Origin of the sequence: Streptomyces vinaceus (assembly GCF_008704935.1) — a bacterium.
In the GTDB taxonomy this organism is placed as follows: domain Bacteria; phylum Actinomycetota; class Actinomycetes; order Streptomycetales; family Streptomycetaceae; genus Streptomyces; species Streptomyces vinaceus.
Genome location: NZ_CP023692.1, coordinates 5,495,582 through 5,509,247 on the forward strand (window position 1 = coordinate 5,495,582; position 13,666 = coordinate 5,509,247).

Below are 13,666 nucleotides of genomic sequence, written 5' to 3' on the forward strand. Positions count from 1 at the left end.
GAGGATCAGCTACCTTTCCACCAAACATTTGTTAGGTGGGGAAGGTAGCAGCCTATGGAGCTCGACGGGAGGGTCGTCGTCGTCACCGGCGGAACCCGCGGCGTCGGCGCCGGGATCGCCCGGTCGTTCCTGCGGGCGGGCGCCGAAGTCGTCGTCTGCGCCCGCCGCCCGCCGCGGGAGCCGGTCGCCGCGGACGGCCGTACGGCCTCGTTCACCGCCCTGGACCTGCGCGATCCGGCCGCCGTCGAGGAGTTCTTCGGGGCGGTGGAGCACCGGTACGGGCGGCTCGACTGCCTGGTCAACAACGCCGGGGGGACCCCGTACCGGCTGCTGGGGGAGGGCGAGGCCGAGCGGCACGCGCGGGTCGTCGAGCTGAACCTGCTCGCGCCGATGACGGCCTCGCTGGCCGCGTACCCGCGCCTGCGCGACAGCCGGGGCTCGGTGGTGATGATCGGCAGCGTCAGCGGGACCCGGCCATCGCCCGGGACGGCCGCGTACGGGGCGGCGAAGGCGGGACTGGAGAACCTGGCCCGGTCCATGGCCGTGGAGTGGGCGCCCGAGGTACGGGTGAACTCGCTGGTCCTGGGCATGGTGCGGACCGAACTGGCCCATCTCCACTACGGGGACGAGGCGGGGATCGACGCCGTCGCGGCGACGGTTCCGCTGGGCAGACTTGCCGATCCCTCGGACGTCGGGGCGGCGGCGGTGTTTCTTGCCTCGGGCCGGGCGGGGTATGTGAGCGGGGCGAGCCTGCTCCTGCACGGCGGCGGGGAGCGCCCTGCGTTTCTGGATGCGGCAACGGTCAACAAGGAGAGTTGAGATGGGACTTGCCGAGGGTCGTGTGGTCATCGTGACGGGCGCCGGTCGGGGGCTGGGCCGGGCCCACGCGCTGGCCTTCGCGGCGGAGGGGGCCAAGGTCGTCGTCAACGACCTCGGGGTGGGCCTCGACGGGCAGCCGGGGGAGGACAGCCCGGCCGGGCGGGTGGTCGCCGAGATCCGGGCGCTGGGCGGCCAGGCGGTGGCCCACGGCGAGGACATCGCCTCCCCGGAGGGAGCGTCCTCCCTGGTCGGGGCGGCGCTGACGGCGTTCGGCCGGCTGGACACGCTGGTCAACAACGCCGGGTTCCTGCGGGACCGGATGCTGGTGAACCTGGAGGAGGCGGACTGGGACGCGGTGATGCGGGTGCACCTCAAGGGGCACTTCCTGCCGCTGAAGTACGCGGCGGCGCACTGGCGGGCGCAGGCGAAGGCGGGCCGCGCGGTGGCCGCGCGGGTGGTCAACACCTCCTCGGGGGCGGGGCTGCTGGGCTCGGTCGGGCAGGGCAACTACAGCGCCGCCAAGGCCGGCATCCTCGGCATGACGCTGGTCGCGGCGGCGGAGATGGGCCGGTACGGGGTCCAGGTCAACGCGATCGCCCCGGCGGCGCGGACCCGGATGACGGAGCGGACGTTCGCGGAGACGATGACGGAGCCGGGGGCGGGCGCCTTCGACGCGATGGCCCCGGAGAACGTCTCGCCGCTGGTGGTGTGGCTGGGTTCGGACGCCTCGGCGGGGGTCACGGGCAGGGTCTTCGAGGCGGAGGGCGGCCGGATCACGGTGATGGAGGGCTGGCGCCCGGGCCCGACGGCGGACCGCGGAGCCCGCTGGACCCCGACGGAGGCGGGCGAGGCGGCGACGAAACTCCTCGCGGAATGCGAACCCCCGCACCCGGTCTACGGGGCGCAGTAGCCGGCCGCGCGGACAGCCCGTACTCGTCCGCCGCCCGCGGCCGCGCTCCACAGCGCGGCCGCGGGCGGCGACCTGCGGTTTTGCCTGGACGGGCCCGCCTCTCCCCGGCCGGGCGGCCGGCCGCAGGGACGTCCTGCTCACGACCGTGTGCGCCGCGCTGGCCGCGGTCGCGGCCGGCTAAGTCTTCGCCGCGTACGTCGGCATCAGCGCCCGTGCGGGGGCGGACATGGACGAGGGCTTCGCGTTCGCCTCCCAGGAGCACCTGAGCCGGTCCTGCTCCAGCAGTACGCCGCGCTGCGCTACCGCTCGGCGGCCGACCTCGACGCCTACCTGGACGCGGTGACGCCGGGCGTGGCCGGAGACGTCCTGAACGTCGTGGCGGCCGCGGCGGCCGCCCACTTCGCCGTCCGCCTGCACCGCATGCAGGCGAGCGGTGCCTAGTCGGCCGGCTGCGCCGAGGACCTGACGGTGCCCGGCGACCGGGACCGGTCGGTGGGTCATGACGCAGGAACGGCCCCGGCCCCCTGGCGGGGGGGTCGGGGCCGTACCGTCACTCGTGCGATGGGATAGGACTACCCATGCCGGTCGCGCTTTGAACCGCTCTCAGCCCCACAACTTGTCCCTTCTCGGCCCGGATACTTGCGCCCCGTCGACGCCGCGCTCGCGCCGCGCCCGCGTCCGGCCGGCGCCCGCTCAGGTGTCGCAGTCCAGCACCGTGCGGCACAGCCCGCACCGGGCGCGCACCGGCCCGCGCACCGGCAGCCGCAGCCGCTGCCCGCACACCGGGCACGGGAAGCTCACCCGCGCGTCCCCCGCCGGATCCCGTTCGAAGCGGTACGGGGCCCCCGGCGCGGCGGTGCCCGCCCGCCGGTCCCGGGTGTAGCGCCGCCGCTCCGCCCGGTCGGCGGCCGCCAGCGGGGCCCGGCGCAGCTCCCGCTGGGCGAGCGCGCGGCCGCGCACGTACGCCTCGTACGCCTGCGGGCTGGTGAACCAGGGGGACGGGTCCTCGCCGAGCAGCAGGCCGCGCCGGGCCAGGACGTAGCCGAACTCCTCGGGGGTGAGGTAGCCGAGCTTCTGGTGGGTGAGCTCGTCCTGGCGGTAGGCGTCGAGGAGCAGCCAGCCGGCCCCGAGGTAGGCGGCGGCGGTGTCGGTGAGGATCTCGTTGTCGGCGGTGAGGGGGAAGCGCAGGTCCAGCCGGTGCAGCAGGACGTGCGTGACCTCGTGGGCGAGGGCGGCGGCCAGATCGCGGCGGTGGGTGCGGAAGCGGTCGTTGACCTCGATGAAGTACTCGGGCCCGGCGGTCAGTTCGACGGTGGCCGCCTGCTCCATCGCCCCGAAGCAGACCACCATCCGGGCGTCGGGCAGCCGCAGCGCGCGCACGATCGCGGAGGCCACGCGGTGCGCGCCGAGGTGGAGGTCCTCGTCGGCGCCGAAGGCGGCGTCGGCGGGGGAGAAGCTCGTGTCGTAGGTGCGGATCCCCTCGTAGGAGAGCCGCCGGAAGAGGGCGGTGATCGCCGCGCGGACGGTGTCGAGATGCGGAAATCCGTGCTCGACGGGGCTGGCGCGCCGGCCGTTCCACGTCATGGCGCCCCCCGGACCGCACGTTGTCCGAAAACGCGTTCTTGATGTCCGGTCAGAGGCGGGTGTGACATGTACGTGTCATTCACCCGATGACGCGCACGGCCCAACCCCCCACGAAAGGCAGTGTGTCGACCATGTCCACCCTTGCCGCACTCCTCAGGCGCACCCTCGCCGTCGGCGCGGTGGCGCTCGCCGCCGTCAGCCTCCAGCCCGGCGCGGCCAACGCCTCCCAGGCACCCGTCGTCGGCGGCACCCGCGCCGCCCAGGGCGAGTTCCCGTTCATGGTCCGCCTCTCCATGGGCTGCGGCGGAGCCCTCTACACCCAGCAGATCGTCCTCACCGCCGCCCACTGCGTGAACGGCTCCGGCAACAACACCTCCATCACCGCCACCGCCGGAGTCGTCGACCTCAACAGCTCCAGCGCCATCAAGGTCAAGTCCACCAAGGTCCTCCAGGCCCCCGGCTACAACGGCAAGGGCAAGGACTGGGCCCTCATCAAGCTCGCCAAGCCGATCAACCTGCCCACCCTCAAGATCGCCGACACCAAGGCCTTCGACAACGGCACCTTCACCGTCGCCGGCTGGGGCGCCACCCGCGAGGGCGGCGGCCAGCAGCGGTACCTGATGAAGGCCACCGTCCCCTTCGTCTCCGACGCCAGCTGTCAGAGCTCCTACGGCAGCGACCTCGTCCCCGGCGAGGAGATCTGCGCCGGACTGCCCCAGGGCGGCGTGGACACCTGCCAGGGCGACTCCGGCGGCCCCATGTTCCGCCGCGACAACAACAACGCCTGGATCCAGGTCGGCATCGTCAGCTGGGGCGAGGGCTGCGCCCGGCCCAACTTCCCCGGCGTCTACACCGAGGTCTCGACCTTCGCCACGGCCATCCAGAACGCGGCCGCGACCCTCTGACCCCTCCGACCCCCGCGCTTCGTCCTTCCGGCCGAGCACACCGGAGCCGGAAGGACGAGGCCCCGGGCCCCGTACGTCCGTAAGGTCGGCCGCAGTGGCCCGCGGCCGACACCCCGCCGGCCCGGCCCCGCCCGGTTGCGGGCCGGCCCGCCCGCCGGTCCCATGGGAGGGCACGGACAGCGGGCGACAGTGGGGCAGGCAGCGCATGGCGATCAGAGTGGTCATCGCCGACGACCAGGAGATGGTCAGGACCGGATTCCGGATGATCCTCGAAAGCCAGCCGGACATCGAGGTCGTCGCCGACGCCCCCGACGGCGAGGCCGCGCTCGCGGCCGTCGCCGCACACCGGCCGGACGTCCTCCTCCTCGACATCCGCATGCCGAAGCTGGACGGGCTCGAAGTCACCCGGCGCCTCGCCGACCGGGACGGTCCGCGCATCGTGATCGTCACCACCTTCGACCTCGACGAGTACGTCCACGCCGCGCTCCACGGAGGAGCATCGGGGTTCCTCCTCAAAGACGCCAGCCCCGCGATGCTGGTTGAGGCGGTCCGCGCGGCGGCCGTCGGCGATTCCCTCGTCTCGCCCGCCATCACCGTACGGCTGCTGCGCGAAATGGCCCCCCGGGCCTCCGCCGCCCAAAGCACCCGCCGCCCCACCGAGCCCCTGACCGAGCGGGAACAGGACGTCGTACGGTGCGTGGCGCGCGGCCGGACGAACGCCGAGATCGCCGGAGAGCTGTTCGTCTCCCTGTCCACCGTCAAAACCCACCTGGCCAACGTCCAGACCAAACTCGACGCCCGCAACCGCGTGGAGATCGCCGCCTGGGCCTGGGAGTCCGGCCTGGCCGCGCCCCCGACGTGAGCCCGCTCGCCTCCTGGGCCCGGCGCCATCCGCACACCGCCGACGGGATCCGGCTCACCCTCTCCCTCGTCCTGCTCGCCCTCGTCACCTTCGAGGGCGTCGTCCTCGCCCGCCAGCCCAGCCTCCCCCACGCCGCCGTGTGGATCTCCGGCATCCTCGTCTGCCTCAGCGCCGCCCCCTGGCCGCGCATCCCCCTCCTCACCCGCGCCTGGTTCGCCGCCGCCGTGACCTGGACCGTCACCCTCCTGCTGATCTTCGGCAACCACCCCCTGGTCGTCTGGGGCGGCGGCGAGGCCATCGCCCTGCTCGTCCTGCTCTCCCAGGTACTGCTGCGCGCCCCGGTCCGCACCGCCGCCGTCCTCGGCCCCCTCCTCGGCCTCGGCTGCATGGCCGTACCCGTCCGCGACACCGACCCCGGCCGGTTCACGCTCCTGTTCTCCGTCCTGGCCGTCGTCGTCGGCGCCTACTCGCTCCTGCTGCGCCTGCAGTCCGGCCAGCGGGTGCGCGAGCTGCACGCCGTACGCACGGCGGAGCGCCTGGAGCTGGCCCGGGAGCTGCACGACCTCGTGGCCCACCACGTCACCGGCATCGTGGTGGAGGCCCGCGCCGCCCGCTTCACGCACGTCACGGCCGAACGGGCCGCCGAGATCTTCGGCCGCATCGAGACCGCCGGGGACGAGGCCCTCGGCTCCATGCGCCGCCTCGTCAAGGTCCTGCGCGAGAGCGGGGACCAGCCCTCCGCGGGAGGCCGCCCCGGCACCGCCCCCGTCGCCGGCCTCGCCGACATCCGCACGCTCACCGAGCGGTTCTCCGCCACCGGGCCGCCCGTCGCCCTGTACGTCGAAGAGGGGCTGGCGCAGCGGCTGCCCGGCGACGTCGCCGCCACCGCCCACCGCATCGTCCTCGAAGCCCTCACCAACACGGCCAAGCACGCCGCGACCGCCACCGCCGTCCGCGTCGGCCTCAGGACCGTCCCCGCCGGACTGGAGATCCGCGTCGCCGACGACGGGGGCCGCCCGGCCCGCCTCTCCGAGACCGCCCGCGGCGGCGGGTACGGCCTCGTCGGCATGGCCGAGCGCGCCGAGGCCCTCGGCGGCTCCCTCGCCGCCGGCCCCGCCCCGGAGGGAGGCTGGCTGGTCACGGCCGTCCTGCCGCTCTGAACGGTGCCCCCGTCTCACGGACCGGCTCGCCGATGAACCACACGCGCCCGCCACGTATTCTCGGGAACCATGAACAACAGCGCCCCCGACGAAGCCGCCACCGCAGCAGCCGCCACCCCCGGCGCCGTCGACGAGTCCGTCGCCGCCGAGCTGGCGCGGCTGCGCGACAGCATCGACAACATCGACGCGGCCGTGGTCCACATGCTCGCCGAGCGCTTCAAGTGCACCCAGCAGGTCGGCCACCTCAAGGCCAAGCACCAGCTGCCCCCGGCCGACCCGACCCGCGAGGCCAACCAGATCGCCCGCCTGCGCCAGCTCGCCGAGAACGCCAAACTCGACCCCGCGTTCGCCGAGAAGCTCCTCAACTTCATCATCGCCGAGGTCATCCGCCACCACGAGACGATCGCCGCCGGCGAGGACTAGGCCGAGAGCGGACGCGGAGGCCGCGACCGGGGCCCGCCCTTCGGGCAGCATGGGCCCCATGTCCGCACTGACGCGCAACGAAGCGCAGCTCCGAGCCCAGCTCATCGACGTCCAGCACTACGCCGTCACCCTCGACCTCACCGGCGGCGAAGACACCTTCGAGTCCACGACCGTCATCCGGTTCACCGCCCGCACCGCCGCGGACACCTTCGTAGAGCTGAAACCGGACGAACTGCACTCCGCCGAACTCGACGGCAGCCCCCTCGATCCCGCCGACCTCGCCGACAACCGCCTCGCCCTCACCGGCCTCGGCGAAGGCCCCCACGAGCTGCGCCTCGCCACCCGCATGCGCTACTCCCGCACCGGCGAGGGCCTGCACCGCTTCACCGACCCCGCGGACGGCGAGACGTACGTCTACACGCAGATGTTCATGGACGACATCCAGCGCGTCTTCCCGGCCTTCGACCAGCCCGACCTCAAGGCCGTCTTCGAGTTCACCGTCACCGCCCCCGCCCACTGGACCGTCCTCGCCAACGGCATCACCGAACGCGTCGGCGACCGCGAAGGCGACGGCGCCGGCATCTGGAAGTCCGCCCCCACCCCCGTCATCTCCACCTACCTCGCCGCCGTCGCCGCGGGCCCCTGGCACAGCGTCCGCACCGAACACGCCGGACTGCCCTTCGGCATCCACTGCCGGCGCTCCCTCGCCCCCCACCTCGACGCCGACGCCGAGGAGATCCTCTCCGTCACCACCGCCTGCTACGACCGCTACCACGAGAAGTTCTCCGAGCCCTACCCCTTCGACTCCTACGACCAGGCCTTCGTCCCCGAGTTCAACGCCGGCGCCATGGAGAACCCGGGCCTGGTCACCTTCCGCGACGAATACGTCTTCCGCTCCGCCGTCACCGACACCCAGCGCCAGCGCCGCGCCATGACCATCTCCCACGAGATGGCCCACATGTGGTTCGGCGACCTCGTCACCCTGCGCTGGTGGGACGACATCTGGCTCAACGAGTCCTTCGCCGAGTACATGGGCTACCAGACCGTCACCGAGGCCACCCGCTTCACCGGCACCTGGACCGAATTCGCCATGGACCGCAAGCCCTGGGGCTACGACGCCGACCAGCGGCCCTCCACCCACCCCGTCGCCCCCGACCCCGACGCCGTCCCCGACACCGCCAGCGCCCTCCTCAACTTCGACGGCATCTCCTACGCCAAGGGCGCCTCCGCCCTGCGCCAACTCGTCGCCTGGCTCGGCGAGAAGGACTTCCTCGCCGGCATCAACACCCACTTCACCCGCCACAAGTTCGCCAACGCCTCCCTCGCCGACCTCGTCGAATCCCTCGCCGCCCACACCGACCGCGACGTCCACGCCTGGGCCGAGATCTGGCTGCGCACCACCGGCATCGACACCCTCACCCCCCGCATCGAGGAGAGCCACGGCGGCTGGACCCTCACCGTCGACCACCGGGGCACCCGCCCCCACCACATCGGCGTCGGCCTCTACGACCGCGAACCCGACGACACCCTGGAGTGCCGCGAACTCCTCACCGTCGACGTCCCCTCCGACGAGATCCTCTCCTTCAGCGGCCCCCGCCCCGCCCTGCTCCTCCTCAACGACGGCGACTTCGGCTACGCCAAGATCCGCCTCGACCGGAGCTCCATCGACACCGCCCTGCGCGACCTGTCCGCCCTCCCCGGCCCCCTCACCCGGGCCGTGGTCTGGAACTCCCTGCGCGACATGGTCCGCGACGGCGAACTCGAACCCGCCGCCTACCTGGCCACCGCCGGCGCGCACCTGCCCGCCGAAGCCGACCTCGCCATCGTCCAGAGCGTGCTCGGCTTCACCCGCCACCACATCGCCGACCACTACCTCGCCCCCGAAGACCGCACCGAGGCGCTCGCCACCCTCACCTCCATCGCCCGCGCCCTGCTGCGGCGCACCGAGGACGGCTCCGACCCCGGGCTGCGCCTGTCCGCCGTACGCGCCCTCATCGACGCCGCCACCCAGCCCGACACCCTCGCCGCCTGGCTGGAGGACGACACCGTGCCCGGCGGCCCCGAACTCGACCCCGAGCTGCGCTGGCGCATCCTCGCCCGGCTGTCCGTCCTCGGGGCCGTCGGGGAGCGCGAGATCGACGCGGCGCTCGCCGCCGACCCCAGCGCCACCGGCCGGGAAGGCGCCGCCCGCTGCCGCGCCGCGCTCCCGGCCGCCGAGGCGAAGGCCGCCGCCTGGGAACGCCTCTTCCGCGACGACTCCCTCTCCAACTACCTCTTCAGCGCCACCGCCCAGGGCTTCTGGCAGCCCGAACAGGCCGAGCTCGTACGGGAGTACGTACCGCGCTTCTACACCGAGGCCATCGCCCTCGGCGCCCGCCGCGGCCCCGCGATCGCCGAAGCCGCCGGCCGCTACGCCTTCCCCGGCCACGCCGTCGACGAGGACAACCTCCGGGCCGGGCGCGCCGCCCTCGACGACCCCGCGCTCGTCCCAGCCCTGCGCCGCAAGCTGGTCGACCAGCTCGACGACCTGGCCCGGGCCCTGCGCGTGCGCTCCGCCTGACGCGCTCCCCGCGCAGGCCCCTCCCGGCCGCCCGCCCCGCCCCCACCGGCCGGGCGGGCGGCCGGCCGCGTTCCCGGCGGCAGCGGGCCGCCACCGGCCGCCACCGCCCGTCGCACGAAAAACAACAAGCGGGCAAACCCCGGCGGTTACCCCATTCGGGTCTGATCGTTGTACAGGTCGGGCCACCGGGCTGTCACCGCAGCAGCGCCCGCCGCCAGGCACCCCACGACAGGGCCGGCCCCCTGCCGCAGACCCGTTCCCGTGAGGACACCGCATGACCGCGCCGCCCGGCACCCCGCCGCCCGCACCCCCGCCGCCACCCCCCGCGCCCCCGGGGCCCCCGCTCGCCGGCGGCCTCCTCGGCCCACGGGCCCTGCGGCCCCTCCTCGACACCGTCCTCGAAGCCCTGCACGACGGAGCCGAGGAGCGCGGCGGGCCGATCCCGGCCGGCGGCCCCGACGCCGTCGCCGCCCGCGTCGCCGCCGCGCTGGGCGACGTACTCCCCGAAAAGGGCCACGGCGACCACGAAGCACTGCGGACCCTCGTGCGCGTCCTCGCCGCAGGCGCCGCCGACCCCGCCGACCCGCTGTGCGCCGCCCACCTCCACGGGCCGCCCCTCGCCGTCGCGGCCGCCGCCGACCTCGCCGCCTGCGCCCTCAACCCCTCGCTCGACTCCTGGGACCAGGCCCCCGCCGCCTCCGCGATCGAAGCCCTCCTCACCCGCACCCTCGCCGCCGAGTTCTACGACACCCCCCGCCCCGACGCCCTCGTCACCACCGGCGGCACCGAAGCCAACCAACTCGGCCTGCTCCTCGCCCGCGAACGCCACGGACCGGCCCTGACCGTCCTCCACGGAGCCAACGCCCACCACTCCGTGCCCCGCGCCGCCTGGCTCCTCGGCCTGCCCCCCGCCACCAGCCTCCCCACCCCCGCCGGCACCCTCGACCCCGCCCGGCTCGCCGAAACCCTCGCGGCCACCTCCGGGCCGGTCCTCGTCACCGCCACCGCCGGCACCACCGACGCCGGCCTCATCGACCCCCTCGAAGCCATCGCCGACCTGTGCGAGCGGTACGGCGCCGACCTCCACGTCGACGCCGCGTACGGCGGCCTCCTCGCCCTCAGCCCCCGCCACCGGCCCCGCCTCGCAGGACTGGCCCGCGCCCACTCCCTCACCGTCGACCTGCACAAACTCGGCTGGCAGCCCGTGGCCGCAGGACTCCTCGCCGTCCCCGACACCGCCCTGCTGGCCCCCCTCGCCCACCAGGCCGACTACCTCAACGCCCCCGACGACACCGAAGCGGGCCTGCCCGACCTCCTCGGCCGCTCCCTGCGCACCACCCGCCGACCCGACGCCCTCAAGATCGCCGCCACCCTGCGCTCACTGGGCCGCGAAGGCCTCGCCCACCTCATCAATCACACCTGCGCACTCGCCCACCACCTCGCCCGCCTCCTCGACGCACACCCCCGCTTCGAACTCCACGCACCCCCCACCATCAGCACCGTCCTCTTCCGCCCCACCCACACCGACGACACCGACCTCGCCGCCCTGCGCCGCACCCTCCTCCTGGGCGGCCACGCCGTACTCGGCCGCGCCACCGCCGACGGCCGCCTCTGGCTCAAAGCCACCCTGCTCAACCCCCACACCACCCCACGGGACCTGGACACCCTCGTCACCCTCCTGGAAGGCAGCAGCCACCGATGACCGCCCAGCTCGATGCACCCCACGACCTCGTCGGAATCGGCATCGGCCCCTTCAACCTGTCCCTCGCGGCCCTCGCCCAGGGCCTCCCCGACCAAGGAGCCGGCCAACTCGCCACCGCCTTCTACGACCAGCGCCACGACTTCCGCTGGCACCCCGGGCTGCTCATCGACGGCACCACCCTCCAGGTCCCCTTCCTCGCCGACCTCGTCACCCTCGCCAACCCCACCAGCCCCTGGACCTTCCTCAACTACCTCCGGCACAAGGAACGGCTCTTCCCCTTCTACTTCGCCGAGCAGTTCCACATCCAGCGCGCCGAATACGACGCCTACTGCCGCTGGGTCGCCGGACGCCTGCCCGGACTCCACTTCGGCCACCAGGTCGACGCCGTCCGCTGGAACCCCGAACGCGACCTCTTCGAAGTCGACTACACCCAGCTCGACACCGACCGCGAAGCCGTCGCCCTCGGCCGCACCTACACCCGCAACCTCGCCCTCGGCATCGGCACCGCCCCCTACGTCCCCGAACCGCTGCGCCCCCTCGCCGACGCCCCGACCGTCCCCGTCATCCACTCCGCCGACTACCTCGACAACCGCCGGCGCATCCTCGGCGCCGAGCACGTCACGGTGATCGGATCCGGCCAGTCCGGAGCCGAGGTCTTCCTCGACCTGCTCCGCTCCCGCCCTCCCGGCCGCGAACGCCTCACCTGGCTCGCCCGTACCCCGTCCTTCGCGCCCATGGAGTACTCCAAGCTCGGCCTGGAACACTTCACGCCCGACTACACCCGCTACTTCCACGCCCTGCCCGAGCCCGTACGCGACCAGCTCGTCCCCGCCCAATGGCAGCTCCACAAGGGCATCGACGCCGCGACCATCGCCGCCATCCACGACGAGCTCTACCGGCGCACCCTCGACGGAGGCTGGCCCGACGCGGTCCTGACCCCCGGAGTCAGCGTCCGCACCGCCGGCCGCGTCGCCACCACCAAGGTCGAACTCCACCTCGACCACGCCCAGCAGGGCACCCGCTCCCGGCTCACCACCGACGCGGTCGTCCTCGCCACCGGCTACCGCGAACGACCCCTCACCAGCCTCCTCGCCGGCCTCGACCCCTACCTGCGCAAGGACTCCTCCGGCCGGCCCCGCATCGACGAACGCCACCGCATGATCCTCGACCCCAGCGTCACCGGCAGCATCTTCGTCCAGAACGGCGAACGCCACAGCCACGGCGTCGGAGCCCCCGACCTCGGACTCGCCGCCTGGCGCAGCGCCGCCATCCTGAACACCCTCACCGGCAAGGAGCCCTACCCCCAGCCCGCGCGCACGGCCTTCACCACCTTCGGCCTCGAACAGCGCGAGCACACCCGGCCCGCCCCGACGGTCGAGCTGCTCCCGCTGGTCGAACACCCCTGAGAGCCCGCCGCCCGGTGATCGCACCCCGCCCCCGCCGCCGCCCCCGCACGCCGTGTTCCCGCCCCGTGGGGCGGGAACACCGCCACTACAACCATCCGTAGGGGTCGAACGTCTCTTCTGCCGAAGAAACGTTTCCAGGGGGTTTTGTCTGTGAAGTTTTCCCGGATCGCCGCAGCGGTGACCACCGCTGCCCTTGCTCCGGCCGTCCTCATCGCGTCACCCGCGTTCGCCGCCGGACCCGGGACCCCGGACGCCGGCCACCAGCCGGCGACGACCACACCGGACCAGGACGCGCCCGACCGGACCGAAGAGGACCGCAAGACCATCCTCGCGATCATCGCCCACCCGATGGCCAGCGAGTACATGAAGGAAGCCGGCCGCAAGGCCATCGCCGACGGCCCGCAGGCCATGCGGAAGTTCATCGAAGTCGACCAGCACAAGATCCGCCTGGACGACTACCGCATCGCGATCAGCCGACTCACCGCCGACGCGGGCCCCGCCCTGAAGGCGGGCATCAACAAGCTCCTCAGCGGCAAGAACGACATCGAAACGCTGCGCCACTTCTACGAGGTGACCCAGCACGAGCTGCGCGACGACGACAACATGGTCGAGATCTCCCGCCTGGTCGCCGCCGGCGGCCCGGCCGTGAAGGAAGCCGCCGAGAAAGCGCTGAGGGGCACCCCCGCCGACCGCGCCGCATTCCTGAAGACCGGCCGGTTCCTCGCCCAGGCCTCGGACGACCTGGTCGAACTGGCCCGCATCGACGAAGGCTGGGACGGCCCGATCCTCAGCGCGGCGATCAGCAAGCTCATGAACGGATCGCCCACCCCGGCCGAGCTGCGCCACTTCCTCGAAGTGACCCAGTACGAGCTGCGCGACCAGGACAACCGCGTCGCCATCGCCAAGATCATCGACGGTGGCGGTCCGGAACTCGTCAAGGCGGGCCGCGCCGCGCTCGCGGGCACCCCCGCGGACCGGACCGAGTTCCTCAAGACGGGCCAGTACGAAGCCCGCGCGAAGGACAAGGCGGCCAAGGACAAGGACAAGCCCGCCCCCGGCGAGGACGGCCAGGACCAGGGCAACGGCTCCGGTACCGGCTCAGGCTCAGCCTCCGGTACCGCGGCCGCCGCCACCGGCAACACCGCCACCACGGCCCAGGGCCACACCGGCGCCCCCCTCGCCACCACCGGCGCGGGCGACCACACCCCCCTGATCGCGGGCGGCGCGGGCACCGCGCTCGTCGCCGGCGCCGGACTGCTGCTCGCCGCCCGGATGCGCCGCGCCGGCGCGCAACGCTGACCGAACCCGCACCACCGGCATGGCCGGCCGCAGCAC

The 13,666-nt window shown here is 73.6% G+C and carries 11 protein-coding genes; 10 read left to right on the plus strand and 1 reads right to left on the minus strand.

The features are described 5' to 3' along the window. The first annotated feature begins 54 nt into the window (after positions 1–54). Positions 55–819 (plus strand): SDR family oxidoreductase, encoded by a 765-nt coding sequence (locus CP980_RS24800; RefSeq protein WP_150529112.1) that lies wholly within the window; start codon positions 55–57, stop codon positions 817–819. Between the two features lies 1 nt (position 820). Continuing rightward, positions 821–1,729: an SDR family oxidoreductase gene (locus CP980_RS24805; RefSeq protein WP_150529113.1), complete on the plus strand. Its 909-nt coding sequence runs from the start codon at positions 821–823 to the stop codon at positions 1,727–1,729. Positions 1,730–2,422: 693 nt separating this feature from the next. Here the strand turns inward: CP980_RS24805 and CP980_RS24810 are convergent. Next, positions 2,423–3,313 carry a hypothetical protein gene (locus CP980_RS24810; RefSeq protein WP_150529114.1) on the minus strand — a complete coding sequence of 297 codons (891 nt, stop codon included), beginning with the start codon at positions 3,311–3,313 and terminating at the stop codon, positions 2,423–2,425. Positions 3,314–3,444: 131 nt separating this feature from the next. Here CP980_RS24810 and CP980_RS24815 point away from each other — a divergent pair, with 131 nt between their 5' ends. From CP980_RS24815 to CP980_RS35250, 8 genes are all read left to right on the plus strand, one after another. After that, entirely contained in the window at positions 3,445–4,218 is a 774-nt protein-coding gene (locus CP980_RS24815) for a serine protease (RefSeq protein WP_099895767.1), read from the plus strand. 205 nt (positions 4,219–4,423) lie between these two features. Next, entirely contained in the window at positions 4,424–5,080 is a 657-nt protein-coding gene (locus CP980_RS24820) for a response regulator (protein ID WP_132760696.1), read from the plus strand. Continuing rightward, entirely contained in the window at positions 5,077–6,240 is a 1,164-nt protein-coding gene (locus CP980_RS24825) for a sensor histidine kinase (protein WP_150529115.1), read from the plus strand. Before CP980_RS24820 ends, CP980_RS24825 begins: the two co-directional genes overlap by 4 nt. A gap of 69 nt (positions 6,241–6,309) precedes the next feature. Beyond that, positions 6,310–6,663, plus strand: a complete 354-nt coding sequence (locus CP980_RS24830) for a chorismate mutase (protein WP_099893293.1) — start codon at positions 6,310–6,312, stop codon at positions 6,661–6,663. Between the two features lie 58 nt (positions 6,664–6,721). Continuing rightward, positions 6,722–9,223 (plus strand): aminopeptidase N, encoded by a 2,502-nt coding sequence (gene pepN, locus CP980_RS24835; RefSeq protein ID WP_150529116.1) that lies wholly within the window; start codon positions 6,722–6,724, stop codon positions 9,221–9,223. A 274-nt stretch (positions 9,224–9,497) separates the two neighbouring features. Next, on the plus strand, positions 9,498–10,925 hold the full coding sequence (locus CP980_RS24840; RefSeq protein ID WP_132760692.1) for a pyridoxal phosphate-dependent decarboxylase family protein: 1,428 nt from the start codon (positions 9,498–9,500) through the stop codon (positions 10,923–10,925). Beyond that, complete coding sequence (locus CP980_RS24845) at positions 10,922–12,331, plus strand: lysine N(6)-hydroxylase/L-ornithine N(5)-oxygenase family protein (RefSeq protein ID WP_132760691.1); 1,410 nt, start codon at positions 10,922–10,924, stop codon at positions 12,329–12,331. Before CP980_RS24840 ends, CP980_RS24845 begins: the two co-directional genes overlap by 4 nt. A gap of 177 nt (positions 12,332–12,508) precedes the next feature. After that, on the plus strand, positions 12,509–13,630 hold the full coding sequence (locus CP980_RS35250; RefSeq protein ID WP_167535877.1) for an ALF repeat-containing protein: 1,122 nt from the start codon (positions 12,509–12,511) through the stop codon (positions 13,628–13,630). The last annotated feature ends 36 nt before the right edge of the window (positions 13,631–13,666 follow it).

What these genes read in the sequence shown, in the direction of transcription:
- CP980_RS24820 (WP_132760696.1), top strand. Translation starts at nt 4,424, where the DNA reads ATGGCGATCAGAGTGGTCATCGCCGACGACCAGGAGATGGTCAGGACC.
- pepN (WP_150529116.1), top strand. Translation starts at nt 6,722, where the DNA reads ATGTCCGCACTGACGCGCAACGAAGCGCAGCTCCGAGCCCAGCTCATC.
- CP980_RS24845 (WP_132760691.1), top strand. Translation starts at nt 10,922, where the DNA reads ATGACCGCCCAGCTCGATGCACCCCACGACCTCGTCGGAATCGGCATC.
- CP980_RS24815 (WP_099895767.1), top strand. Translation starts at nt 3,445, where the DNA reads ATGTCCACCCTTGCCGCACTCCTCAGGCGCACCCTCGCCGTCGGCGCG.
- CP980_RS24840 (WP_132760692.1), top strand. Translation starts at nt 9,498, where the DNA reads ATGACCGCGCCGCCCGGCACCCCGCCGCCCGCACCCCCGCCGCCACCC.
- CP980_RS24805 (WP_150529113.1), top strand. Translation starts at nt 821, where the DNA reads ATGGGACTTGCCGAGGGTCGTGTGGTCATCGTGACGGGCGCCGGTCGG.
- CP980_RS24810 (WP_150529114.1), bottom strand. Translation starts at nt 3,313, where the DNA reads ATGACGTGGAACGGCCGGCGCGCCAGCCCCGTCGAGCACGGATTTCCG.
- CP980_RS24800 (WP_150529112.1), top strand. Translation starts at nt 55, where the DNA reads ATGGAGCTCGACGGGAGGGTCGTCGTCGTCACCGGCGGAACCCGCGGC.
- CP980_RS24830 (WP_099893293.1), top strand. Translation starts at nt 6,310, where the DNA reads ATGAACAACAGCGCCCCCGACGAAGCCGCCACCGCAGCAGCCGCCACC.